The organism is Streptomyces sp. NPDC051555 (genome assembly GCF_044454405.1).
Classification (GTDB): domain Bacteria; phylum Actinomycetota; class Actinomycetes; order Streptomycetales; family Streptomycetaceae; genus Streptomyces.
Genome location: NZ_JBITDP010000049.1, coordinates 1 through 23,308, shown reverse-complemented (window position 1 = coordinate 23,308; position 23,308 = coordinate 1). Strand labels below are relative to the sequence as shown.

Sequence of the window (23,308 nt, the reverse complement as noted above, 5' to 3'; positions counted from 1 at the left end):
TCCTCGGCTACCTCACCCCGGCCGAGACCAGGCAGCGGCAACAGCACGCCCTCGCAGCGTAGACATCGAGTGTCCAGGATCACGGGGAAACTTCACTGACCGGCCTGCCCAGCCTCCTGGACAGCGCCTCCACAAGGACGGCGGCCTCTGGGGGACGGGGGGCCGTGCCGGACAGCCAGCGTGAGACCGTGGACTGATGGCACGCCAGTGGCTGGCCGTGTTCGGCCCCGATGGCCCGTACTGCGGAGGCGAGCTGCGCCTGGCTCCAGCTGGTCTCTTCCAGCAGGATCTTCAGCCGTGTGTTGGGGGTTTGGGGCACAGTTTCCCTCCCGGGTTTCCGGCGGACCAGCCCATCGGACTGTCCCCGCCCGCTGTTCACAACTTCACAATGTTGCATGGCCTGCTTGGAATCCGTCGCCGTGGGCCCCTGTGCGGCCCGGGCTGGCGGTAGTGCACTGGTTCTACCCGGCGGGACCCCTGCTGTGAACGTTCTCGCTGTTCCCCGGGCGTACTTGGGACAGATTTGCCCGAACCCTGGCGAAGGATCTCACCGATGGCTGTCGCTCCTGTCGCTCCTGTCGGTCCGAGAGCGAGTGCCCGCCTGGCCGATCTGACCGGCCCGAGAGTGCTGCGAGCCGTGCCGACTGCGGAACTCCGCGTGTTGGCTGGGGAGATCCGTGAGTTCCTGGCCGCCAAGGTGTGCGCGAGCGGCGGCCACCTTGGGCCGAACCTGGGGATGGTGGAGCTCACCCTCGCGCTGCACCGGGTGTTTGATTCACACCGTGCCCCTCATGTTCGACATCGGCCACAGTCCTACGTGCACGATCATCCCGGTCGGGCCGCTGGCACGCGCCATTGTGGACGCGGCCACCGTGCTGGAGCGGCACGGCGTCGGGGTCACGGTCGCGGCCCGGGTTCGGGCCATCCCGTCAACCCCGCGCTGGCTACGCCGGCGGCCCGCCACCGGCTGGTGGGCTCTTCTCACGGACTTGTCTCTACTACTCGGTTAGGGGATGGCGGCCATGACCGCAGAGGCACTGAGTCAGGGGGACTACCAGGCGGAGCGCCTCCTGGAGTACGCGCGGGCATCGGTGGACCCGGTGCTGCGCGGCGTGGTGGGCGTTCTGCCTCCCAAGATGCGGCGCATCTGCGGTTACCACCTGGGCTGGTGGGACCGCAGCGGTATCCGCGAGGGAGGCGACAGCGGCAAAGCCGTGCGCCCCGCCCTGGTCCTGGCCGCGGCCCGTGCAGCAGGCGGCGCCGACGGCATGAGCCGGGCGCTGGCCGGCGCGGCGGCGGTTGAACTGGTGCACAACTTCACTCTGCTGCACGACGATGTGATGGACCGTGACGACGTGCGCCGCCACCGTGCGACAGCATGGTCGGTGTTCGGGATACCGGACGCGATCTTGGCGGGCGACGCCATGCAGGCCGCCGCCGTCTCGGTGCTGGCAGGTGACCCGCATCCGGCCGCGGCCCTGGCAACAGCGCGTCTGATCGACTGCGTGATCGAGCTGTGCGAGGGACAGAGCGCGGACATCGCCTTCGAGGCCCGGACCGATGTCTCCCTGGAGGAGTGCCTGGCCATGGCGGCGGCGAAGACTGGCGCCCTGCTGGGATGCGCGTGCGCTATCGGCGGCCTGTACGCGGGAGCGGACGCGGCCGATGTCGCGGCCTTGGACGCCTTCGGACGGGAACTCGGCCTGGGCTTCCAACTGATCGATGACCTGCTGGGCATCTGGGGCTGCCCCGAGGCCATGGGCAAGCCGGCGGGCGGGGACCTGGCCGCCGGGAAGAAGTCCCTTCCGGTGGTCTTCGCCCTTACCTCGGGCACGACCGCGGGCGCCGAGCTCAGGGCCATCTATGGCAGGCGGCCCGCGCTCAGCGAGTGGGACGTCCCGCGGATGGCGGGGCTCGTCGAAGCGGCGGGCGGCCGTGCGTGGGCGCAGGAAGCGGCCGCCGAACGCATCAGTAGCGCGCTGGAGCAGCTCGCGCGGGTGTTCCCCGAGCCGGAGCGAGCCGGGGAACTCCTGGCCCTGGCCGAGCTCGTCACCCGACGGGACAGGTGAGCGTCATGGACCAGCCCCCCGCCCCCCGCCCGACGCCGCCGGTGCGACGAACGGTGCTTCTCGCCTCGCCCCGGTCGTTCTGCGCCGGGGTGGAGCGTGCCATCGAGGCGGTGAAGGCCGCCCTGCAGGCCGCCGCGACGGAGGGAGCGGGGCGGCCTGTTGTGTACGTGCGCAGGCAGATCGTCCACAACACCTATGTCGTCGCGCAGCTCGAGGCCCGTGGTGCGGTGTTCGTCGAGGACCTCGACGAAGTCCCTGAGAGGGCGACGGTGGTTTTCTCCGCACATGGAGTGGCCCCGGCCGTCTGGGATCAGGCCGCCGCCCGCGGTCTGGGCGTGATCGACGCGACGTGCCCGCTGGTGTCCAAGGTCCACGCCGAAGCGCGCCGTTTCGCCGCCCGTGGCGACACCGTCGTCCTGATCGGCCACGCTGGCCACGAGGAGGTCGACGGAACCCTCGGCCAGGCCCCGAACGCCCTCGTCCTGGTCGAGAACGCCGACGACATCAACAGCCTGGACATCCCCGAGGGCACCCCGGTCTCCTACCTGACGCAGACGACACTGGCCGTGGACGAGACCAGGGAGGTGATCGGCGCTCTGAGGAAACGCTTCCCCTTGCTCAAGGAGCCTCCCTCCGATGACATCTGCTACGCGACGACCAACCGGCAAAACGCGGTGTCCGCAGTCCTGGCCGAGGCCGGCCTGCTGCTGGTCGTCGGTTCCGCGAACTCCTCGAACTCCGTGCGTCTGGTCGAACTCGCGCACCGCCACGGCACCCCCGCCCACCTTGTCGACGGCCCCCAGGACATCGAACCGTCCTGGCTCACCGCCGTCAGTACCGTCGCCGTGACCGCCGGCACCTCGGCACCGCCCGACCTCGTCGAAGCCGTCCTCGCCGCGATTGCCGCCCACGGGCCCATCACGGTCGAGGAACGCACACTCACCACCGAGAGCGTCCACTTCGGCCTCCCGGGGAAGGCCCGCACGTCATGACCACCATCGACCGGGACACCACCGGCACACACCAGCACAACCTGGCCGAATCCCTCCTGGCATTGGCGGGCACCCCCAAGGGCCTGCGTGCCCTGCCCGCCGAACAGATGGCGCGCCTCGCGGCAGAGATCCGCACCAGGCTCATCACCACGGTCACCGCCACCGGCGGGCACCTGGGAGCGAGCCTGGGCGTCGTCGAGCTGACCATCGCGCTGCATCGGGTGTTCGACTCACCCCACGACGCGATCCTCTTCGACACCGGACATCAGACCTATCCCCACAAGATCCTGACCGGCCGCTCGGCCGGATTCGCAAGTCTGCGCCAGGCCGGCGGACTGTCGGGATACCCCTCACGCAGCGAATCGGAGCACGACTGGAGCGAGAACTCCCACGCCTCCACCTCCCTCGCCCTCGCGGACGGCCTGGCCAAGGCCTTCCACCTCACCCAGGCAGGCCACCGCCGGGCCGTCGCGGTCATCGGTGACGGCGCCCTGACCGGAGGCGTGGCGTTCGAGGCCCTGAACAGCATCGGCGCCACAGGCCGCCCCGTCATCGTGATCCTCAACGACAACAGCCGCTCCTACGACCCGACCACCGGCGCCCTCGCCGCGCATCTGACCCGCCTGCGAGCGGGCGACGACCAGACCCGGCTTCGCAATGTCTTCACCGACCTCGGCTTCGCCTACCTCGGACCAGTCGACGGCCACGACACCGCCGCCCTCGAAACGGCCCTGAGGCAGGCCGCAGCCACCGGTCGGCCGGTGATCGTCCACGCCGTCACCGAGAAGGGCCGCGGCTACGGACCCGCCGAGGCCGACACCGATGACCGGATGCACGCCTGCGGCATCGTCGACCCCACAACCGGACGCCCCCGCACCCCCGCAAAACACTCCTGGACCGACGTATTCGGCGCCGAGATCGCCGCCATCGGCGCCGAACGCCCAGACGTCGTCGCGCTCACCGCGGCGATGCGCCTGCCCGTCGGCCTGGGCGAGTTCTCCGCACGCTTCCCCGACCGGCTGTTCGACTCGGGGATCGCCGAACAGCACGCGGTGGCCAGCGCGGCAGGCCTCGCCATGGGCGGCCTGCACCCGGTGGTCTGCCTGTACGCGTCCTTCCTCAACCGGGCCCACGACCAACTCCTCATGGACGTCGCCCTGCACCACCTGCCGGTCACGCTGGTCCTGGACCGGGCCGGGATCACCGGACCCGACGGCGCCTCCCACCACGGCATGTGGGACCTGCCACTCCTCGCGACCATCCCCGGCATGCGCGTCGCGGCCCCCCGAGACCCGTCCCGCCTCAAAGCCCTCCTGCGCGAAGCCCTCGCCGTCGACGACGGGCCGACCGCCCTGCGGTTCCCCAAAGCCGCCGCCGGCCCCGACATCGAGGCCATCGCCACCATGGACGGTATCGACCTCCTGCACCGCACCCCCCACACCGCTCTGGACGTCCTGATCATCGCGGTCGGCACCACAGCCCCGGCCTGCCTGGACGCGGCAGCCCTCCTGGCCGGCCGGCACCTGGGGGTCACGGTGGCCGATCCCCGGTGGGTGCTGCCCGTGGAACCGGCTCTCGCGCACCTCGCCGGCCGCCACCGCCTCACCGTGACCGTCGAGGACGGCATCACCGACGGCGGCGTCGGCACCCTGATCGCCCGCCACTGCACCGACCTGGGCATCACCACCCCCCTCCAGACCATCGGCCTGCCCACCACCTTCCTCACCCACGGCGATCGCACCACCCTCCTGACCGACGCAGGCCTGTCCGCCACGGGCATCGCCGACACTGTCCTGGCCCTCCTCAACGGACATCCGCCACCCCCATACCGCAACCTCCTGCCCAAGCACGCCCCCGTACGCCCCAACGCCGGGAGCACCCGATGACCCGCATCGACCTGCCCCTGCCCACACTCCCCACCCAGGCACCACAGGCGCCCCCCAGTCCAGTGCGCCGCCGCTCCCGGCAAATCCATGTCGGCGATGTCCCAGTCGGCGGCGGCGCACCCATCACCGTCCAGACCATGACCACCACCCTCACCGCCGACATCGACGCGACCCTGCAACAGATCGCCCAGGTCACCGCCGCGGGCTGCGACATCATCCGCGTCGCCGTCCCCTCCCAGGACGACGCCGACGCCCTCCCCGCCATCGTCGCCAAATCCCCGATCCCCGTCATCGCCGACATCCACTTCCAGCCCCGCTACGTCTTCCAGGCCATCGACGCAGGCTGCGCCGCCGTCCGCGTCAACCCCGGAAACATCAAAAAGTTCGACGACCGCGTCGCCGACATCGCCACGGCGGCGTCCGCCGCGAAGATACCGATCCGGATCGGTGTCAACGCTGGCTCCCTCGACCCACGCCTCCTGGCCAAGTACGGGCGGGCGACACCTGAGGCCCTGGTGGAGTCCGCCCTGTGGGAATGCTCACTGTTCGAGGAACACGGCTTCCAGGACATCAAGATCGCCGTCAAGCACCACGACCCCCTCACCACGATCGCCGCCTACCGGCAACTAGCCGACCAGTGCGACTACCCCCTCCACCTCGGCGTCACCGAAGCCGGCACCGCCATGCAGGGCTCCATCAAATCAGCCGTAGCTTTCGGAATCCTCCTGGCCGAAGGCATCGGAGACACCATCCGCGTCTCCCTCTCCGCCCCGCCGGTAGATCAGGTGAAAGCCGGCTGCCACATCCTGCAGTCCCTGGGCCTGCGCCCCCGGAAACTGGAGATCGTCTCCTGCCCCGGCTGCGGCCGCCTCCAGGTCGACATCCACCGCCTCACCGCCCAAGTGGAAGCCGCTTTCGATGGCTTCCCCCACCCCCTGCGGATCGCCGTCATGGGATGCGTCGTCAACGGCCCCGGCGAATCACGCGAAGCCGACCTCGGCGTCTCCTGTGGCAACGGCAAAGGCCAGATCTTCGTGAAAGGGCAGGTCGTGAAGACAGTTCCGGAACACCAAGTAGTCGACGCCCTCCTGGACGAGGCTCTGCGCCTGACCGAACACACCCCAGAGGTGAAGCCGAGCAGCGGGGTGCTCGGAGGCGAGGCGGAGGACGGGTCATGACTTCGTTGTCGTCGAGGACCGACACCGGGTGGTCTGGCCGCCGTGCGGCGTCAAGGGCACGACGTTCTGCGAAGAATTCTCGCCGACGAGGTGGGCCCGTTCGAGCCCTGTCGACGGGCACAATGAGCCCATGTCCGAAGGTGTTCCACGGATGAGAATACAACCTCATGGTGAAGGACGATGGTCCCCAGGGCTGATTCATAGTCCTGGCTGCTGGGAGAACCAGCAGGTCACAGGGATGTGACGAACCTTCACTACGGCAGTTCGGCACGCAACGAAGCTCCGATGATCAAGGGGACCTCCAAGTCGCCCGACCACCGGAGCCCCGATGTGCCGCCAGTCTGCCACCGTCTGTCTGATCAAGCCGCCCTCGCGTGAACACCGTGAACTTCCCGGCACGGCAGCCCGGCTGGCCGCCCTGCCCGATCCCCGTGACCGGCGCGGACGCCGTCATACCCTCGCCTCGGTGTTACTGACCGCCGCGTGCGCGGTCCTGGCCGGTGCCCGCTCGTATCTTGCCATCGGGCAGTGGGCCAGCCACGCACCCCAGGACACCCTCTCCCGCCTGGGGTTTCACGCGCGCGGACCCCGGCCGGGCTGGCTCTCCACGACAACGTCCAGAAGACGCCCATGACGTCCTGGAACGCGGAGGCGGCGCAGGTGCCGAGGTAGGGCGGGGAGTCCTGGCGGGAGGTTGGCCCTCTGCCGGGAGCGGTCAGGCGTCGGCCAGGGCCCAGGCGCAGCGGCCCGGGTGCTGTTCGTAGAGCCAGCAGTGGTCGTTATCGGGGTCGTCCGGATCGTTCCGGGGGGCTTCGCACGAGGACAGCAAGACGGCCAAGCTGGACGTGAGGGCGAACAACGACTGAACCGGCACCCGCGCGCCTCGGCCCTGCGCTGCCGTCGGGCGATGGCGGGCGGCGCTGGTGATCATCTTGCCGCCGCCGGGGCGGGGGGGTGATGTCGATCTGTTCGGTGAGGCGCCGGACGAGGGGCCAGCCTCATCCGCCGGGCTCTTTGGGGCCGGCGGAGCGGACCGCGTGGTGCTCGGGGTTGGCGTCGCCGACGGCCGGGCGCGGGGTGTCGCCGTCGAGGGGTGATGCCGGCGCCGTGGCGGATGGCGTTGGTGACGAGCTCCGTCTGGCTGGGCCGGGGGTTCAGGGGCGTGGCGCGTCCAGGTGCTGGATCCGGTCGTCGGGGAGCAGGTCGGTGAGGTAGGCGGGGTTGGTGCCGGGGGCGGCGAGGTCGATGTCGGCGATGGCGGTGGTGTAGCGCAGGTAGCGGTTGTGGGTGATCTCCTGCCACTTCATGCAGCCGCCGAGGGCCAGCAGGACGCCGTCGAACCAGCGTTGGACGCTGTCACGTTCGCTGTGGTCAAGGCGGAAGATGTCCATCATCTCCGGGAGCTCGCGCTGCGCGCGGAAGATGTTGTCGGTCAGGCCGGTGGCCATGGTGTGGGCGGTGTCGACGGCCTCCTGCAGGGTGCCGCCGTTCTGGTTGCGCAGGATGTGGACGAGGTTGTTGACCGAGTGCTGGTTGCTCTCCTTGACCAGGGAGACGACGTCGTTCTGCCAGTTGATGATGTTGGCGGCGTCGAAGAGGAAGTCGTTGGTCCATACCGACTCGCGGAACCGGTAGGGCAGGGTGACCTGTTCGGCGAGTTCGACGACGTCGTAGACGGGGACGACGCAGCCGCTGTGCACGCGCATGTGGATGTACTCCCGTAGGGAGGGGAACCTCTGCGCGGCGCGGTTCTCGGTCTCCCAGATGTAGGCCAGCATGAACTGGCTGATGCCGCGGCCCAGGCGCCGCATGCTGTCGGCCCCCAGGCGGGTCGCGAACCGGGCGACCACGTCGGCGAGTCCCTGGAACGGTGCCGGGGCGCCGGCCGGGGCGGGGGCGCCGTAGAGGATGGGGATGATCCCGGAGGCGATGGCCTTGGCTTTGGGGACGTCGAGGCCGGTCGGACCGTCGTCGAACTGGTCGTCGAAGATCCAGAACCAGCCCATCATGTTGGTCAGCAGGACCAGGTCGTCCAGGGACGCGGTGGGGTAGAACCAGGCGTTTCCCTCGACGTTGCGGGCCTTTTGGTAGTGCTCCATGGCCTTGGCGGTGGGGGCAAGGGCGAAGTTCTCCATCCACTCCAGGTGGGCGCTCTCCACCTGGTCCACCACGGGGTTCTGCCGGTGGGGAAAGGGGATGTCCCAGGTCGGCCACACCAGACTGTTCAGCGAGGGTACGTCCATGTCCTGCTCCCGTGGGTGAGGTGAGAGGGGGTTCGGTGGTGGTAGCCCGGCGCGTGTCGCAGTCCGGTGGGTGCGTCGACGGGGTGCTGGGGCAGGCGGGTGGCCCGGTGGTCAGTGGGCGTGGCCGGTGATCGCGCGGGTGAGTGTGAGCAGGCCCTCGTGGGCGGGGCCGGCCAGTTCGGCAGCCTCCAAGGCGGCCACCGCTTCGATGGTTCGCCGCTCGGCTTCACGCGCGGCCCACGCTCTGCCGCCCGCCGTCTCGACCAGGACGGCGGCTCTGTCAAGTTGGGTGTCGGTGAGCGGGCCGGGTGAGCGGTAGAGGCGCGCCAGTTCCTCCGAGGCGGGGCCGCCCCCGGTGAGCGCTGCCACCACCGGCAGGGACTTCTTGCGGGACTGAAGGTCGGACAGATGCGGCTTCCCGGTGACCCGCGGGTCACCCCAGATCCCCAGGATATCGTCGACGAGTTGGAATGCCGCTCCCGCGTGGTGGCCGAACCGGCGCAGGTGCGCGGTCCGGGCCGGGTCCGCTCCGCCGGCCAGAGCCCCGAGAGCGCAGGACAGGGCGATCAGAGAGCCCGTCTTCGCCTCTGCCGTGGCCATGCTCTCGGCCAGGGTGACGTCGTCGCGGCCCTCGGCCGCAGTGTCGGCGAACTCACCCTCGACAAGCTGCTGCACCGAGTCGTCCAGCCAGCCCGGGCCCGCCGCACCGACAGGCCCCGGGGCCTCGGACAGGACGCGGCCGGCCAGCGAGAGCAGCGCGTCACCGGCCAGAATCGCAGCGGGCAGCCCGAACACCGACCACACGGCGGGTCGGTGGCGCCGCAGGAGATCACCGTCGATGACGTCGTCGTGCAGCAGCGACATGTTGTGGACCAGCTCGACCGCCGTCGCGGCCTCCAGCGCCTGCTCCGCCCGGCCCCCGATGCCCTGGCAGGCGAGCAGCACCAGCGCCGGACGCAGGGCCTTGCCCGATGCACCCGACTGCGGCACGCCGTGACGGTCCCACCAGCCGAAGTGGTACCCGGCGACGGTCCGCGCCGATGCGGGGAGCCGCCCCACCGCCCTGTGCAGCTCCGGCTCGACCAGCTCGCGGGCCTGACGCAATATCAGCCCGGCGCTCCCGTCCGGGGCCTCGGGCGGGGGAGTCGGCGTCACCGGGGCCCGCCGACCGGGCCGCAGGTGCGGCACGCGTGGGCGGCAGCAAGGCAGGACGGCCCGAGCGGACGGTGCGTCAGGACTTTCTCCCAGGATTCATAGAGGCGGAGAACACGACAGACGGCGTCACCGAACGGATGATCCAAAGGGAAAGGTAGCCGGTGACCTCGGCCGTCGTGGCGTATATCCCCAGCCGGCTTGCACGGGCCTGCTCCCTGCGGGGAGCGGGTCCTTCGCACCGGTCCCGGCGGGCACGGAGCAGGAATCATAGCACGCTCTTCCGTCGAGGAGCCCGGTAGCTGCTTCCGGCGGCGCTCGGCTTCGGGCATGATCCACCAGGGTTCGCGTGACGGCGTATCCGGGACCGGGCACCTCACCAGCACGCGGGAGCGACGATGACCAGCGCACCACCCTCCGGCCGTCAGGACACCGGCCAGCCGGAGGCGCTGCCCTTGGTCGGCACGCCGCCCCAGGCCGCGCTCGGCACAACAGAAACGGAGTTCTACCTTCCGGAGCTTCCGCGTCTGCTGCCGTCCGCCTACCACCCCAACGCCGTCGAGATCGAGGTCCGCTCCAACGCCTGGGTCTGCCGCCACCTTCAGTCCTGCTTCACCGACGAGCGGGCCCTGCTGTCCTACCTGCGCCAGCGTGCCGGACTGTACGGCCCGGCCGTCTCACCCCTGGCGAACGAGCAACGGGCCGGTGACATTGCAGACTTCTACCAGTACGTCACCGTCATGGACGACGCCATCGCCGGCGCGGCCACCTCCGAGCGCCAGGCCCGCGCCGCCCTCACCCGCATCACGGACGGCTTCGGCACCGACGACGACACCTCACCGCTGCTCCGGGCCGGCGCCGACCTGTGGCGGCGCATCACCCCCGGCCTCTCCCCGGCCCAGGTCCGCAGGTTCAAGGAGAGCCTGGCCAGCAGCCTGGGCGGCTACGCCGACGAGGTGCCCCACCGCCACGCCGGCCGCGTCCTGGCCCTCGACGACTACCTCGCCCTGCGCGTGTTCAGCTTCGGCTGGCCGTTCGTCGCGCTGATGACCGAGTACGGCGCGGGCGTCGATATGACCGACCTGCACCCGACCCCGGACTTCAAGCGGGCGGGCGGGCGGTACGCCAGATGATCCTCGTCAACGACCTGCTGTCCTGGCGGAAGGAACACGCCCGGGACGACACCATGAACGCCGTCGCCGTCCTGCGGCACAACGACAACCTCAACCTCCAGGACGCGGTCAACGCACTCTGTCACCTCATCGAGGCCGAAGGCCGCGCCTACCTCGACGCCCGCGACCTCATCCTCAACGGCCCTCTCGGAACCCGCCCGGACGTCGCCGTCTACTTCGACGCCGTGGACCACCTCATCGGCGGCACCCAGGCTTACCGCTACCTCACCCCGCGCTACTTCGGCGACGGCTACGCTCCCGACGGCTCCACCTCCGGCTGGCTCAGCCTCACCGAACCCCTCACCCGCCTGCGCCCCCGCCCTCGGACGATCCCCGTCGGGATGTGACGGTGTGGTACCCGCCTGAGCCCGTCAGGCGGTCTCCGTTGCCTCGAGGCAGACCCGGCCCGGCCCGGCCACGGGTCACCACAGGGGGCTGAACGCGTACCGCACTTCCCGGATTCACACTGCACTCCGCCATGTCAAGGCATTCCGACTACACTCACCCGATCGAGTGGCGCGTGGATTGAAGCGACAGCCGGAAGTGGATCACCTCGCCATGATCCACTCATGATCAAGATTCAAGGTTCGTCACGACTGGTCAACCGTGGTCTCCGCGGCCTCCTGGCGAGTGCCGTGGCCGGGGCAGCAGCCGTCCTCCTGCCGGTGGCTGCCGCTGTGCCGGCGCACGCCGTGGTGGGCGGATCGGCCGCTATCCGAGGCCAGTTCGCACCCATCGTGAGCATCCAGAAGGGCACCGCCCAGCACTCGTGCACGGGAACGCTGATCGCCGCGAACCGGGTCCTGACCGCGGCGAGTTGTGCGGACGGCACCACGGCGGCCGCGCTCAAGGTCGTCGCGGGGCGGCACCACCTCAGCGGAACCACCCCCAACCAGCAGACCGTCGAGGTCGCACAGATCGTCAAGCACAGTGGCTACCAGGCGTCCACACACGCCAACGACATCGCGATCCTCAAGCTCAAGAACCCCGTCACGCTCGACGGGATCTACGTGGCGCTCGCCGACCTTCCGACCTCCAGTGCGGGAAGCCCCACGGGGAACGTGACCGTCGCCGGATGGGGCGCCACCCGCGAAGGCGGCCCGGTCTCCGACTCGCTCCAGTGGACCGAGATCCCGACCGTCACCAACACCCAGTGCAAGACGGCCTACGGCCCCTCCGCCATCTACCCGGGCATGATCTGCGCCGGTGTCCTGGCCACCGGCGGCAAGGGCGACTGCACGTCCGACGCGGGTGGCCCCGTCCTCAAAGGCCGCCTTCTCGTCGGGGTCCACTCCTGGGCACGCGGCTGCGGCCGGCTCCTCTCCCCGGGCGTCAGCAGCGGAGTCAGCCACTACCGCAACTGGATCGACGCCAACATCAGCTGACACCCCCAGCCGGCTCCGGGGCGGGAGCGCGGGAACGCGGCGTCCAGTGGGTCAGACCTTCACGACGTTGGACGCGAAGGGGCCCTTCAGACCGGTGCTCAGGTCGGACTCGACCTCCTCACCCTCGGTGATGGTCCGGAAGACCCCCGGGGCATCTGCTTGAAGTCGACGAAGATATCCGGACCCTTTACGACCTCGATGAAGCCGAAGCCCCGCTCCGAGCTGAAGTCCTTGATCCTGCCGCGCATGTGCGCACCTCTCTCCGCTGACGGGCCACCGCAGCCTCCGACAGCCGCAGTGTGAGCTCTCCGCGACTCAAAACTAATGATCAACGTGGCAACGCAGTCTGCAGTGAACGGATTTGACCGCAATCGGTGCCAACCGACAGGCTCTCCGGGCACCACGAAGGGCGCCTTCGCCGCCGATGACGACGGCAAGGACCAGTCGGCCCCGATGCCACACCGTCCGCACGCGCACAACCGCCAACGTGCACCTGACGACCCGCCACCCCGCACACAGGGCCGTCGTGCCGTCTCAGAGCACAGCTGTCGCTCCGCCCCCGCAGCGCCAAGGCCCACCACCCACACGAAGGAGAAGCAAGAGATGAGCACACCGAACCACGACGAGCTGCTGAAGACCATCGCCTCGCAGGCCGAGGGCCTGGCCGCCTCACTCGGCGCGCTCAAGGGCGCCCCGGCTCCGATCAGGGCCCAGGCCCGGGCGTCCATCACCTCGAACCTGGGCGCCTACGAGATGACCATCGACGACAAGTACCTCACCGATGACATCGTCTACTCGGTGGGCAAGGGCTTCACCACCCAGTAGGGCGGCCACTGGCTCTTTCGGAGACGGGATCGAGCGGCCGTGCTCGTCAGCATCCGCCCGTCTGCGTGTGAGCGGCGGGTGGGCCGGCTGCTCCGGGGCGCTCCAGAGCGTGCGCCACAGCACGACGTCGCGCCCGCCCTGGGACACGGTCCGGCGGAAGAAGCGCCGGTACTGGCCGATCTTCCGCGCGACGATGGGCGGTCCCTCCGTCCCGTTGTCGACCTCCACGAACAGCAACGGGACCGGGGCGCCCGGGGAGGCGAACACCATGTCGGCGCGGACACTGCCGCGGCCGGGCGCGGCGAACGAACCGGTCACCGGCAGGGACACCTCCGTGGACCAGGCCGCGATCGGCCCCAGCCCCGGCGGGCGCTCAGCGAGGACCGAGGGCGGGGGCGGGACGGCGCCCTTGCGGAGCACCGGGGCGGTCGGCTCGGGCGGGGTCTGGAGGAACGCGGCGAGCGTGTCGGTCACCCGCAGCGCGTGCTTGGCGCCGGAGGCCGCCGCCGCCTTCGCCGTGCCGCCCATCTCCCGCGCGACGCGGTCGAGGACGACCGCCGCCGCGTCCAGCCCGGCCGGGGTCAGCGACCACAGCTTCTCGCTCACCCGGTTCCCCGCCGCGTTCACCCCCACCGACCGCCCCGCCGAGACCAGCAGCCCCTCCGCCTCCAGATCCTTGCAACCACCCCGCACCGTCGCCGCATCCGCAGTCCCTGGACACATCAACAACCTGATCTGAGCAGCCGTCGCAATCTTCACCACCCCCAACGCCTCCAGCACCTGACCCCGTGTCTTGTCCGTCGACCCGTACTTCCGCGCCTTCGTCCCACCCATGACCTCGCCCCTCCCGCCGCCCATCTCACCTTCTACCTCCCATGATCAGGGACATAAAGAGGTGTCGAGATGGCGGTGAACACGGAAAACACGCTCTGAGCTGGGAAAACATGAGAGAACAGGTGAACAGTTACCGCAGTGGGAACACCAGGGAGAACAGCAGGGTGTACCGCAGGATCCGTGACGGTGGGCAAGCCCGGCTTGCCCAGCCGGAGCCCCGGGCTTACCCAGGGCTCCGAGGCTTTGCCCACCAGCCGCGCGGCTGACCTGGGCCGGTGAGGTCCACCGGTGAACCCGGCGGCGAATGTGACACCGGCTCACCGGCCGGTGTGACTGGTCCTGACGCTGACGCTGACGCTGACGCCGTCGCTCCCAACGCCACCACCCCCCAGCAGCAGATCAGGGTGAGGGCGGCACGCGTCAGCATCAGGACCCGGGCCCACTCCGAAACCCCAGGAGAACGGAACAGACATCCCGGAGCGGCGTGCGTCCCACGCGCTACAACGAGCGCGCGGCCAATCGGTTCCGCACCACCGGACCGGGGCGGTCCCCATCGGCAACCCCGCCGTCGACCACCGCCCGCTGGGCACCAGACCCCGCCATCGGTGCCCGCACGCGCCCGCCCAGGAGCCGCCGTTGCGCTGGCACCGTGCGGGCACCCTGCGGGCGCGTAGCGGGACGTGGGCGGGCAGCAGTGACGGGCCCAAACCTGGGCAGAGCAGTCATCACACTAGCCGCGCCACCCCACAAGATATGACGCTGAGTCACTTCCTTACTTCCTTCCTCCTGACACGAACAGCCGATCCACCGCTCTATCCCGGGGAAATGGGCTCTTCGCGGGGAAGGAAGGAAGTAAGGAAGTCACCCAATGTGACAGGCAAGCGGTGCGACTTCCGGTTGTCCGGTGCCCTGGGCCGCCGCGCGCGCGTTGGGCCCCAGGTTCACCGGATCCCGGGCGGTGATGACCATGAGCGGCGGGGAGAATGCTCTGGTGAGTACCGATCGCCGCCAGCTCGGCACCGGCCCAGCCGGCGCGTCCCGCACGCGAGACATCCCGCCCGCGCCGCGCGCCCGCCTCGCCGCCGACCCCGCCGAGGTGACCACGGTCACCGCCACGACCGCCGCACGGCCGGGTCGGCCGACTGGCCGCCGCACACTCGGAACGGGGCCGACCGCCGAGCAGTGACTAGGGTCGGGTCGGGTCGGGTGAAGCTCCTCATGGTGGACTTCACCCGGCGGTGAGCGACGGTTCGAACTGGCCCCACCTGGCTCCCGTTCCCGGTGGACAACTGCCTCGCGTGCACACGTGCACGTGCACGTGTGCACGTCTTTCGCGAGCAGCCTGCCGCCGGGGGCAACGAAGCCGGTCCCGGGAACCCACCGCTGCGCAATACGGTCCACGCATGGCTGACAGCGTGAATCGGCTCCGTGCCGACCTGGTGGACTTGGCGGCGCAGCGTGCGGAGATCCGAGAGGCGGACAGAACCAACTTGCAGGCGATCCGGGCCGCTGCGCTTCGGACGATGGCAGCCGGACTCGGACCGGCGCAGGTCGCCGAACTGTGCGGGATCAACGCGTCCACGGTGAAACGCTGGCGCAGCGAGGCCCGCGCCGCAGCCCGGCAGTGACCCGGCCGTCCCGTCCGCGGCGGCGCCCGGGGCGGGCTTGCCTCGCGTACGCGGGTGCGGCCCGCACGGCACGCGCCACGCGCGGCACGCCTTGGCCCTCCCCGAACGGGCCGATCCGGGCCCAGAAGGGCCCGAACCCGGGGGTCCCGAATTTACTTGCCTGACTTGTCATCCCAGCTCAGAACTTGCCAGAGGACCTACCCGAGCACGGTTAGCTGGCAACCCAGCCGACAGGCCACGGCAACCTGGACCCGGTCCCGGGCAGGTCACCGGCAAGACGCTGGCGGGTCACCGGCAGGCCGTGAGAGGCCGTCTCGGCCCCGAACCCCGGACTCTGTTGCTCAATTCGTGGGGGTTATGCGGTGAGTTGGTAGGCGAGGCGTTCGAGGCGGCTGGTGCGGGTGCGTCGGAGGGGTTTGTCGGTCCAGTACGCGTCGAGTCGGATGATGTTGAGGGCGGTGGCGGAGAAGGCGTGCTGGAGGCGGACTTTCGGCAGGCCGCGGTAGCGGGCCCGGCGGATGCCGGTGATGTCGAGGGCCTGGTTGATGGTGCCCTCGACGCCGGCGCGGAGGGCGTACTTGTTCTTCCAGGTGTCGGTCTTCTGCTCGGTGCGGGCCCGGGCGAGGGTTTCGTGGAGTTCCCTCGGCCTGAGGGTGAGCGTGCGGCGTCCGGGTTTCGAGGTGGTGCACCGCTGTTGGAAGGGGCAGTCGCGGCAGGTCAGGACGCTGAAGGTGATGACGATGGCGTCCTTGCCGTGCTGTTTGACGGGGTTACAGTGAGAGCTGGTGCGGCCGGCTGGGCAGCGGACCTGGCGGGTCTTCCAGTCGATGGAGAAGGCGCTCTTGTCGAAGCCTTCGGCGGCCCTGGCCTGCGCGGATCGGTCGAGGAGGGCCGGGGTGACCATGCGGATGCCTTGCTTCAGTGCGTCTGTGATCAGGTCGGCGGAGGGATAGCCGGAGTCGAGGTAGTGCTCGGCCGGCTTCAGGCCGCGCTCGGCGAGCTTGTGCTGGATAGGGGTGGTGGCCTTCACGTCGGGCACGGTCGCGTCGGTCGTGTGCACGTCGGTGATCAGATTCGGCTTCACCCCTGCCCCTGCCCCTGCCCCTGCTTCGGCTTCGGCTTCGGCTTCGGCTTCGGCTTCGGCTTCGGGGAGTGTGCCGCACGATTCGGTGAGGTGGACCTTGTAGCCCATCCAGAACAGGTCCTCGCCTTTGGCTGCCCAGCGTGCGTCGCTGTCGTAGGGGGAGGCCAGGCGGAGCCTGCCGGGCGGGACGCCGTCGTCGGCGTCCCGCTTCCTGATCACCTGCCGTCCCCGTGCATCGGAGTGGATGATGTACGTCTGCACGAGGACCTGCCGCAGCAGGCCCACAGCCTCGACCTCACGGATCCATACCGGGGTGTCGGCGGCCCAGGCCGCCCGACACAGAGCGAGGGCGTCCTGGCCGAAGACCTGGGAGAGACGCTCTCGTTTCGTCTGCGAGGACGGCATCCGCCAGCCGTCGACCCGGGGCCCGTAACGCTCGGCGAACTCCGTGACGTCGATCTGCCCGGCCAGCCAGAGAGGCGCCGCGACCGCGAGGGCCTCCAGGGCCGCCCGCACACTCTCCCCGGCCAGCTCCAGACGGTTCAAGTCACGGACCGCGCTGATCACATGGGTGGAGTCGGTACGCTGCCTACCGCCGGCGCCGACCAACCCGGCCTGACGGCAGTGGTCCACGAGCCGCTCGAAGACCACCCGCTCCAGGCCGTGCTCGGCGACACGGGCACGGAACTTGCTCAGCACGCTGAAGTCGAAACCCGTATCGGTCAGCTCCCGTCCCAGCGCGTACTTCCACGACAGACGGTCCCGAACCGCTTCCGCGGCCTGCCGGTCCGTGAGGTTCTCCGCGAACTGCAAGACCGTGACCAGCGACAGCACCGCCGGGGACATCCCCGGAGCGCCGCGCACACCGAAGGAGCCGGAGAACGGCTCGTCGGTGAACACCCCGGCAAGGTGGTCACGGAGCCGGATCGGCAGGCTGCCATCGGGGAACGCCGCCCGGGCCACGACCGCGGTCCGCTCGGGGATCCCGGGTAAACCCTCGGGCTGCATCGACATCCTTCACTCCCCACGACCACACGACACACCTGACGACCACAGAGACATCATTCCGTCACCGAGACAGCTCCCGCAGACAATTGAGCAACAGAGTCAGCCGGGAGAGAGCCTTCCATGAGGGCTACGGTGCCGTCCGCCGCCTCGAGTTTCAAACGCCCCGCAATCTGGTTCGGCGTCCTGCCGCGCGTGAGATCAGCCAGCACACGCTGCCGCAGCACCATGTTCCCGTCCAGCAGGCGCCGTTGGGGACGGCGACGACGCCCGGCTGCCCGCTTCCCGGCGGTCATTGCCCGATAACCGCGCTGTGAGGCGTTCCGGCGGATCTCCCGGCTCACCACCGACGGATCCCGCCCAATCCGCCCAGCGATCTCCCGCACCCCCTCGCCACGGGCCCGACCGACCGCGATCTCCTCACGATCTTCCACCGTCAGCGGCCTCCGCGACGCCACGAGCAACCCCTCTCACCTGCACTGTTGCTTCGAGGCTATGACACCGCCATGCCTTGACGAAGGACATAGAGGCACCCCCCCGGCGCGGGGGGTGGTGCGACGGGTCCTGCTCGTGCGCCGACCGTACAAACAAGCCCCTTCCCGCGCCTATCGCCGACCTTCGGTAAGCAGTTGAATGGAAACCATCCGACTGGAGTCACACCACGTCAGCGAAGTGATCGCACCCTTCCAAGGCACACGCGTACGGGCACGCTCAGCCAGCCATTTCCACGTCTGGCGCCTGATGGCGGCGACGCAGCCACCCCGTGAGCCTCGTCACCCGCGACCTCGACCACCCCCGCAGGGATACAGCCATGCATATGCCCGGTGCTCTCACCGAACGTTGCGCCGTGTTCGAAGTCAAAGTAGACGGGATTCCCCATGTTCCCCATTGAGAACTTCTTCTTGCCCGGCCCGGAACTCATGAATCCGCACCGGGACGAGATCTTCACCGACAACCTTCGGTGGATGTCGGCCTCGGGCCTCCTGGACCCGTCCACGGCCACGCGGTACTGCAGGTCCTACGTGATCGCCGACTGCGCCTCCTGGATCTGGCCCCTTGGCCGGTACCCGGACGTGGTGGACGGCGCGAACCTGATCGGCTGGTTCTTCCTCCACGAGGAACAGTTCGACGGCCCCGCGGGCAGCGACCCGGAACGGACCCGGGAGGCGGTCGGGGACCTCATCGCGCTCATCCAGGGGCGGCGGCCTGAGCACCCCTCGGTCTCGACCCGGGCGTTCGCCCAGCTCCTGGCGTCCTTCAACGAGGGGATGTCGGACGGGTGGAAAGCGCGCCACGCCGAGCACTGGCTGCGCTTCTTCACCGCCTATATCGTCGAGGCGCGGTACCGCAGCACGGGGGCGTGGCCGACCGTCGAGGAGTTCACCACCCTGCGCCGCGACTCCATCGGCAACGCCGTCATGTTCGACCTGATCGAGCGGTTCGGCCACTTCGAGACACCGGCGCAGATTCAAGACAGCGCGGTGTTCCACGAGATGATCACCGCCGCCCTGGACGCCACGATGCTGCAGAACGACCTAGTCTCGGCCCGCCGGGAGGCCGAGGCGGACGACACCCACAACACGGTCCTCGTCCAGGCGCACCAGCACGGCCAGACCCTGGAGGAGGCCGGGCATACGGTCCTGAACCGCTGCAACACCCGCGCCCGGGACTTCCTGCGCGCAGCCGCTGCGCTGCGCACGACGTACCACTACCTGGACCTGAACCCGGTACAGCGGGAAGCCGCCGAGAAGTTCGTCACCGGCCTGGCCCACTGGCTGCGCGGACACCTGGACTGGCACCTCGCCACCAACCGCTACAGCCAGCCGGCCCAGTCGTATACGACACACCACGAGCCCCCCGGGGCACCGCAGCCGTAGCGACCCGGGTCCGCACAACCGCAACCTCACCGCACGCCAACACGGAGCGCACCATGCCGGACCCCGACACCAGAGCCATCCCGCAGTACTACGCATCGAAGACCTCGGACATCATCGACAAGTACGGCCCCGGCCCCCGAGTCCACTTCCACCTGGGTCTGTTCGACGGCCCGCTCGACACCACCGGCGTCACCGCCCACGCGGTGCGCCAGCGACTGATCGACGCGCAGGAGCGCATGCTCACCCACGCCGCTGACTTCTGGAACGTCGTCGCGGAGCCGCCCTCAGACCTCCTCGACATCGGATGCGGCCTGGGCGGCGGCGCCATCTACTGGGCCCAGGAACACCGCGCGCGCGTCACGGCCGTCACCAACACCCCCGACCACATCCCCGTCATCACACACCTCGCCGCCCAGGCCGGCGTACACGACCAGGTCGCCCCGCTCCTGCACGACATCCATACCCTGCGCCTTCTCGGACGGTTCGACGCCGCCGTGGCGCTGGAGAGCTCCGGCTACATGGACCGCCCGAAGCTCTTCGACACGGTGCGTCAGCACCTGCGGCCCGGCGGTTGGTTCGGGATCGAGGAACACTTCCTGTGCCGGACCGAGTGGGCCACCCCCGTCAACGCCTACTACAAGACCCGGCTGGGAACCCTGGAGGAGTATCTGGACGCCGCGACGCGCAGCGGCTTCGTTCTGGAGCAGAACGAGGACATCACGGATCGGGTCTTGGAGTTCTGGGTGCAGAGCATGGCCTGGTCCCACATGACCCTCGAAGCCGCCGAGCCGGAGCGCGGCCACACCATCGCGCCCAGCCGACTCACCCAGTCCGCGATCACCCACGGCGCCTTCTTCCGGGCCTGGCGAGAGCACGCCCTTGAGACCCGGCTGCTGCAGTTCCGGCTCCCCGCCGACCTATAGTGTGAATGGGTGCGCTGGTGGCAGAGGGTGGGCGTCAGCGTAGAGATGAGGGTCTTCCTGTCGGCGCTCACGTAATGGGACCGCGCAGGTTCAAATCGCTCACGTAATGGGACCACTGGCCGCTCGTCGTGGACCGTCGGGCCGCTCGTGATGTTCGTCGTGGGGATGGCGAACGTTCGGCCGTAGTTGTCAAGATCCAGTCCTCTTCCCGTACATGATCGTCCGCTGTCGGCCCTGGTAACTGGGGAGTGGATGGCGAGGAGGACGTTCTACGTGATCGACATAACGGAGATCCTGGTGCACTGGTACGCCGGGCGGTCGCAGCATGATGTCGCTGGCTCGCTGGGTGTGAACCGCAAGACCCGTGACCACGCTGTCCTTCTCGCAGCGCCGCCTGTGGTTCCTCAACCAGCTGGACGGCCCGAGCGCGATCTACAACATCCCCACCGCCCTGCGGCTCTCCGGCTCGCTGGACCGCGACGCCCTGCGCTCCGCCCTCGCCGACGTCGTCACCCGCCACGAGACCCTCCGTACCGTCCTGGCCGAAGGGGCCGACGGTCCCCGGCAGGTCGTCCTCGACTCCGCCGGGGCCGCCCCGCCCTCGCGGTGGTCCAGGTCGCCGAGCCCGCCCTGGACGGGGCCCTGGAGGAAGCGGCCCGGCACGAGTTCGACCTGCTCGCCGAGACCCCGATCCGCTGCACCCTGTTCGAACTCGGGCCGGAAGAGCACGTCCTGCTGGTGCTCCTGCACCACGTGGCCGGCGACGGCTGGTCGATTCCCGTGCTCGTCCGCGACCTGCTCACCGCCTACGCGGCGCGACTGGCCGGGGACGCCCCGGGATGGGAGGAACTCCCGGTCCAGTACTCCGACTTCACCATCTGGCAGCAGGAGGTGCTGGGCTCCGAGGACGACCCCGGCAGCGTGATCTCCCAGCAGCTCGCGCACTGGCGGGAGGCGCTCGCCGACCTGCCCGACGAGCTGGGCCTGCCCACCGACCGCCCCCGCCCGGCGGCCGCCTCGCACCGGGGCGACACCCTGCCCTTCGCGGTGCCGGCCGACGTCCACGCCCGGCTGCTGGAGCTGGCCCGCGAGCACCGGGCCAGCCCGTTCATGGTCGTCCAGGCCGCCCTGGCCACGCTGCTGTCCAAGCTCAGCGGCAGCACCGACGTCCCGATCGGGACGCCGATCGCGGGGCGCACCGACGAGGCCCTGGACGAGCTGGTCGGGTTCTTCGTCAACACCCTCGTCCTGCGCACCGACCTCTCGGGCACGCCGACGTTCCGGGAACTCCTCCTGCGCGTCCGGGACGCCGACCTGGCCGCCTACGAGCACCAGGACGTGCCCTTCGAGCGGCTGGTGGAGGTCATCAACCCGGCCCGGGCCATGGCCCGCCACCCCCTCTTCCAGACCCTGCTGACCTGGAACGACAACGACCAGCGGCAGGCCCGCACGGCGGCGGCGAGCCTGCCCGGCCTGACCGTCTCGGGCCACACCGCCGAGACCCGCACCGCGCGCTTCGACCTCTCCTTCACCCTGGAGGAGCGCCAGGGACCCACCGGCGCCCCCGAGGGGCTGACCGGCGCGCTGAACTACAGCACGGACCTGTTCGACCGGGCCACCGCCGAGGCCGTCGCGGAACGCTTCACCCGGGTGCTGCGCGCGGTGGTGAACGCACCGGACCTGCCGGTGGCGGGCGTGGACCTGCTGTCCCGCGCCGAGCGGGACGTGGTGCTGGAGGCGTGGAACGCCACCGACCGGCCGTTCGCACCGGTCCCGGTGCAGGAGGCGTTCGCGGCGCGTGCGGCGCTCTCGCCCGGGGCGCCGGCCGTGGTGTTCGACGGTGTGGAGGTCTCCTACAGGGAGCTGAACGCACGGGCGAACCGGCTGGCCCACTGGCTGGTCGAGCGCGGTGCGGGTCCCGAGCGACTGGTGGCGGTGACGCTGCCCCGCTCGACCGATCTCGTGGTCGCGCTGCTCGCCGTGTGGAAGACGGGCGCCGGATACGTACCCGTGGACCCCGAGTTCCCCCAGGACCGCATCACCCACATCCTCCAGGACGCGGATCCCGTCCTGACGCTGGCCGAGGAGGACCTCGCCGGAGCCGATCTCACCGGATACACCGGCCGACGATCCGGAGATCCCGGGCCGCAACGGCGACCAGGTCGCCTACGTCATCTACACCTCGGGCTCCACCGGCCGCCCCAAGGGCGTGACCGTACCCGGCACCGCACTCGTCAACTTCCTCACCGCCATGCAGGACCGCTTCACCCTCACCCCCGAGGACCGCCTGCTCGCGGTCACCACCGTCGGCTTCGACATCGCCGGACTCGAACTCTTCCTCCCCCTCCTGCACGGCGCCGCGGTCGTGCTCGCCCCGCGCGACACCGCCCGGGACGCCCCCGCTCTGGCCCGGCTGCTGCGGGAATCGCGCGCCACCGTCATGCAGGCGACCCCGAGTCTGTGGCACGCGCTCGCGGAGGCCGACGGGGTACCCGCCGGACTGCGGATCCTGGTCGGCGGCGAAGCCCTGCCCACCACCCTGGCCCGCACCCTCACCGCAGGCGGCCGATCCGTCACCAACCTCTACGGACCCACCGAAACCACCATCTGGTCCACCGCCGCCACCGTCCCCACCACCGGCGACGTCACCATCGGCCACCCCATCGCCAACACCCGCCTCTACGTCCTCGACCCCGGCCTGCGCCCCGTCCCCACCGGCGTCGCGGGCGAGCTCTACATCGCGGGCACCGGCCTCGCCCGCGGCTACCACCACCGCCCCGGCCTCACCGCCGAACGGTTCATCGCCGACCCCCACGGCCCCGCGGGCACCCGCATGTACCGCACCGGCGACCTCGTCCGCCGGAACACCGACGGCAGCCTCCGGTACATCGGCCGCACCGACTTCCAGGTCAAGGTCCGCGGCTTCCGCATCGAACTCGGCGAGATCGAGGCCGCCGTTCTCGGGAGTGTCATGAATTAGGTGGGTTCCTTCCTCGAAGGAGTCATCTGATGGGTATGACGACGGGTCACTCGATCGGGATGGCCGGCGGTGTGT

19 protein-coding genes and 4 pseudogenes are annotated in these 23,308 nt (G+C 69.9%); 17 read left to right on the top strand and 6 right to left on the bottom strand.

All coding sequences use genetic code 11. The annotated features are described in order from the left end of the window. Positions 1–79: 79 nt before the first annotated feature. Positions 80–397, bottom strand: a complete 318-nt coding sequence (locus ACIBEA_RS42530; RefSeq protein WP_399269573.1) for a helix-turn-helix domain-containing protein — start codon at positions 395–397, stop codon at positions 80–82. Between the two features lie 156 nt (positions 398–553). On the opposite strand from ACIBEA_RS42530, the pseudogene ACIBEA_RS42525 reads away from it, so the two are divergent. From ACIBEA_RS42525 to ACIBEA_RS42500, 6 genes and pseudogenes are all read left to right on the top strand, one after another. Beyond that, positions 554–736 (top strand): annotated as a pseudogene (locus ACIBEA_RS42525) (1-deoxy-D-xylulose-5-phosphate synthase N-terminal domain-containing protein); the annotation flags it as partial. A gap of 286 nt (positions 737–1,022) precedes the next feature. After that, complete coding sequence (locus ACIBEA_RS42520; RefSeq protein WP_399269571.1) at positions 1,023–2,069, top strand: family 2 encapsulin nanocompartment cargo protein polyprenyl transferase; 1,047 nt, start codon at positions 1,023–1,025, stop codon at positions 2,067–2,069. 5 nt (positions 2,070–2,074) lie between these two features. Continuing rightward, positions 2,075–3,061 carry a 4-hydroxy-3-methylbut-2-enyl diphosphate reductase gene (gene ispH, locus ACIBEA_RS42515; RefSeq protein WP_399269569.1) on the top strand — a complete coding sequence of 329 codons (987 nt, stop codon included), beginning with the start codon at positions 2,075–2,077 and terminating at the stop codon, positions 3,059–3,061. Then, on the top strand, positions 3,058–4,947 hold the full coding sequence (locus ACIBEA_RS42510; protein WP_399269567.1) for a 1-deoxy-D-xylulose-5-phosphate synthase: 1,890 nt from the start codon (positions 3,058–3,060) through the stop codon (positions 4,945–4,947). The genes ispH and ACIBEA_RS42510 overlap by 4 nt, the downstream gene beginning before the upstream one ends. Next, positions 4,944–6,125, top strand: a complete 1,182-nt coding sequence (ispG, locus tag ACIBEA_RS42505) for a flavodoxin-dependent (E)-4-hydroxy-3-methylbut-2-enyl-diphosphate synthase (RefSeq protein ID WP_399269565.1) — start codon at positions 4,944–4,946, stop codon at positions 6,123–6,125. Before ACIBEA_RS42510 ends, ispG begins: the two co-directional genes overlap by 4 nt. A gap of 328 nt (positions 6,126–6,453) precedes the next feature. Then, a complete protein-coding gene (locus ACIBEA_RS42500; protein ID WP_399269563.1) occupies positions 6,454–6,759 on the top strand; it encodes a transposase family protein in 306 nt (101 codons plus the stop codon). Between the two features lie 520 nt (positions 6,760–7,279). On the opposite strand, the gene ACIBEA_RS42495 is transcribed toward ACIBEA_RS42500, so the two are convergent. Together ACIBEA_RS42495 and ACIBEA_RS42490 are read right to left on the bottom strand one after the other, a co-directional pair. Continuing rightward, positions 7,280–8,368: a hypothetical protein gene (locus ACIBEA_RS42495; protein ID WP_399269561.1), complete on the bottom strand. Its 1,089-nt coding sequence runs from the start codon at positions 8,366–8,368 to the stop codon at positions 7,280–7,282. Positions 8,369–8,479: 111 nt separating this feature from the next. After that, positions 8,480–9,523 carry a polyprenyl synthetase family protein gene (locus ACIBEA_RS42490; RefSeq protein ID WP_399269559.1) on the bottom strand — a complete coding sequence of 348 codons (1,044 nt, stop codon included), beginning with the start codon at positions 9,521–9,523 and terminating at the stop codon, positions 8,480–8,482. Positions 9,524–9,918: 395 nt separating this feature from the next. Between ACIBEA_RS42490 and ACIBEA_RS42485 the strand changes: the two genes are divergently transcribed. The 4 genes from ACIBEA_RS42485 (at position 9,919) to ACIBEA_RS42470 (ending at position 12,902) form a co-directional block, all read left to right on the top strand. Further along, positions 9,919–10,653, top strand: coding sequence for a terpene synthase family protein (locus ACIBEA_RS42485; protein WP_399269557.1), 735 nt, complete (start codon positions 9,919–9,921; stop codon positions 10,651–10,653). After that, positions 10,650–11,039: a terpene synthase family protein gene (locus tag ACIBEA_RS42480; RefSeq protein ID WP_399269555.1), complete on the top strand. Its 390-nt coding sequence runs from the start codon at positions 10,650–10,652 to the stop codon at positions 11,037–11,039. Before ACIBEA_RS42485 ends, ACIBEA_RS42480 begins: the two co-directional genes overlap by 4 nt. A 222-nt stretch (positions 11,040–11,261) precedes the next feature. Beyond that, positions 11,262–12,077 (top strand): serine protease, encoded by an 816-nt coding sequence (locus tag ACIBEA_RS42475; RefSeq protein WP_399269553.1) that lies wholly within the window; start codon positions 11,262–11,264, stop codon positions 12,075–12,077. A gap of 603 nt (positions 12,078–12,680) precedes the next feature. Next, positions 12,681–12,902, top strand: coding sequence for a hypothetical protein (locus ACIBEA_RS42470; RefSeq protein WP_399269579.1), 222 nt, complete (start codon positions 12,681–12,683; stop codon positions 12,900–12,902). A 195-nt stretch (positions 12,903–13,097) separates the two neighbouring features. On the opposite strand, the pseudogene ACIBEA_RS42465 reads toward ACIBEA_RS42470, so the two are convergent. Beyond that, positions 13,098–13,625, bottom strand: a pseudogene (locus ACIBEA_RS42465) (replication-relaxation family protein); the annotation flags it as partial. A gap of 1,102 nt (positions 13,626–14,727) precedes the next feature. Between ACIBEA_RS42465 and ACIBEA_RS42460 the strand changes: the two are divergent. Next, on the top strand, positions 14,728–14,922 hold the full coding sequence (locus ACIBEA_RS42460) for a hypothetical protein (protein WP_399269551.1): 195 nt from the start codon (positions 14,728–14,730) through the stop codon (positions 14,920–14,922). Positions 14,923–15,139: 217 nt separating this feature from the next. Further along, a complete protein-coding gene (locus ACIBEA_RS42455) occupies positions 15,140–15,364 on the top strand; it encodes a helix-turn-helix domain-containing protein (RefSeq protein WP_399269549.1) in 225 nt (74 codons plus the stop codon). A 355-nt stretch (positions 15,365–15,719) separates the two neighbouring features. Here the strand turns inward: ACIBEA_RS42455 and ACIBEA_RS42450 are convergent, their stop codons facing one another. Together ACIBEA_RS42450 and ACIBEA_RS42445 are read right to left on the bottom strand one after the other, a co-directional pair. After that, the gene (locus ACIBEA_RS42450; protein WP_399269547.1) at positions 15,720–17,462 is read right to left on the bottom strand and encodes an IS1182 family transposase; all 1,743 of its coding nucleotides are present in this window, start codon (positions 17,460–17,462) and stop codon (positions 15,720–15,722) included. Between the two features lie 47 nt (positions 17,463–17,509). Then, positions 17,510–17,911: a helix-turn-helix domain-containing protein gene (locus ACIBEA_RS42445; RefSeq protein WP_399269577.1), complete on the bottom strand. Its 402-nt coding sequence runs from the start codon at positions 17,909–17,911 to the stop codon at positions 17,510–17,512. 420 nt (positions 17,912–18,331) lie between these two features. On the opposite strand from ACIBEA_RS42445, the gene ACIBEA_RS42440 reads away from it, so the two are divergent. The 5 genes and pseudogenes from ACIBEA_RS42440 to ACIBEA_RS42420 all read left to right on the top strand — a co-directional run bounded on the left by ACIBEA_RS42440 (position 18,332) and on the right by ACIBEA_RS42420 (position 23,233). Then, a complete protein-coding gene (locus ACIBEA_RS42440) occupies positions 18,332–19,330 on the top strand; it encodes a hypothetical protein (RefSeq protein ID WP_399269545.1) in 999 nt (332 codons plus the stop codon). A 53-nt stretch (positions 19,331–19,383) separates the two neighbouring features. Next, on the top strand, positions 19,384–20,253 hold the full coding sequence (locus tag ACIBEA_RS42435; protein ID WP_399269543.1) for an SAM-dependent methyltransferase: 870 nt from the start codon (positions 19,384–19,386) through the stop codon (positions 20,251–20,253). A 364-nt stretch (positions 20,254–20,617) separates the two neighbouring features. After that, positions 20,618–20,776 (top strand): annotated as a pseudogene (locus ACIBEA_RS42430) (condensation domain-containing protein); the annotation flags it as partial. Between the two features lie 83 nt (positions 20,777–20,859). Further along, a pseudogene (locus ACIBEA_RS42425) lies at positions 20,860–22,275 on the top strand (condensation domain-containing protein); the annotation flags it as partial. An 82-nt stretch (positions 22,276–22,357) separates the two neighbouring features. Then, positions 22,358–23,233: an amino acid adenylation domain-containing protein gene (locus tag ACIBEA_RS42420; RefSeq protein ID WP_399269575.1), complete on the top strand. Its 876-nt coding sequence runs from the start codon at positions 22,358–22,360 to the stop codon at positions 23,231–23,233. Positions 23,234–23,308: the final 75 nt, after the last annotated feature.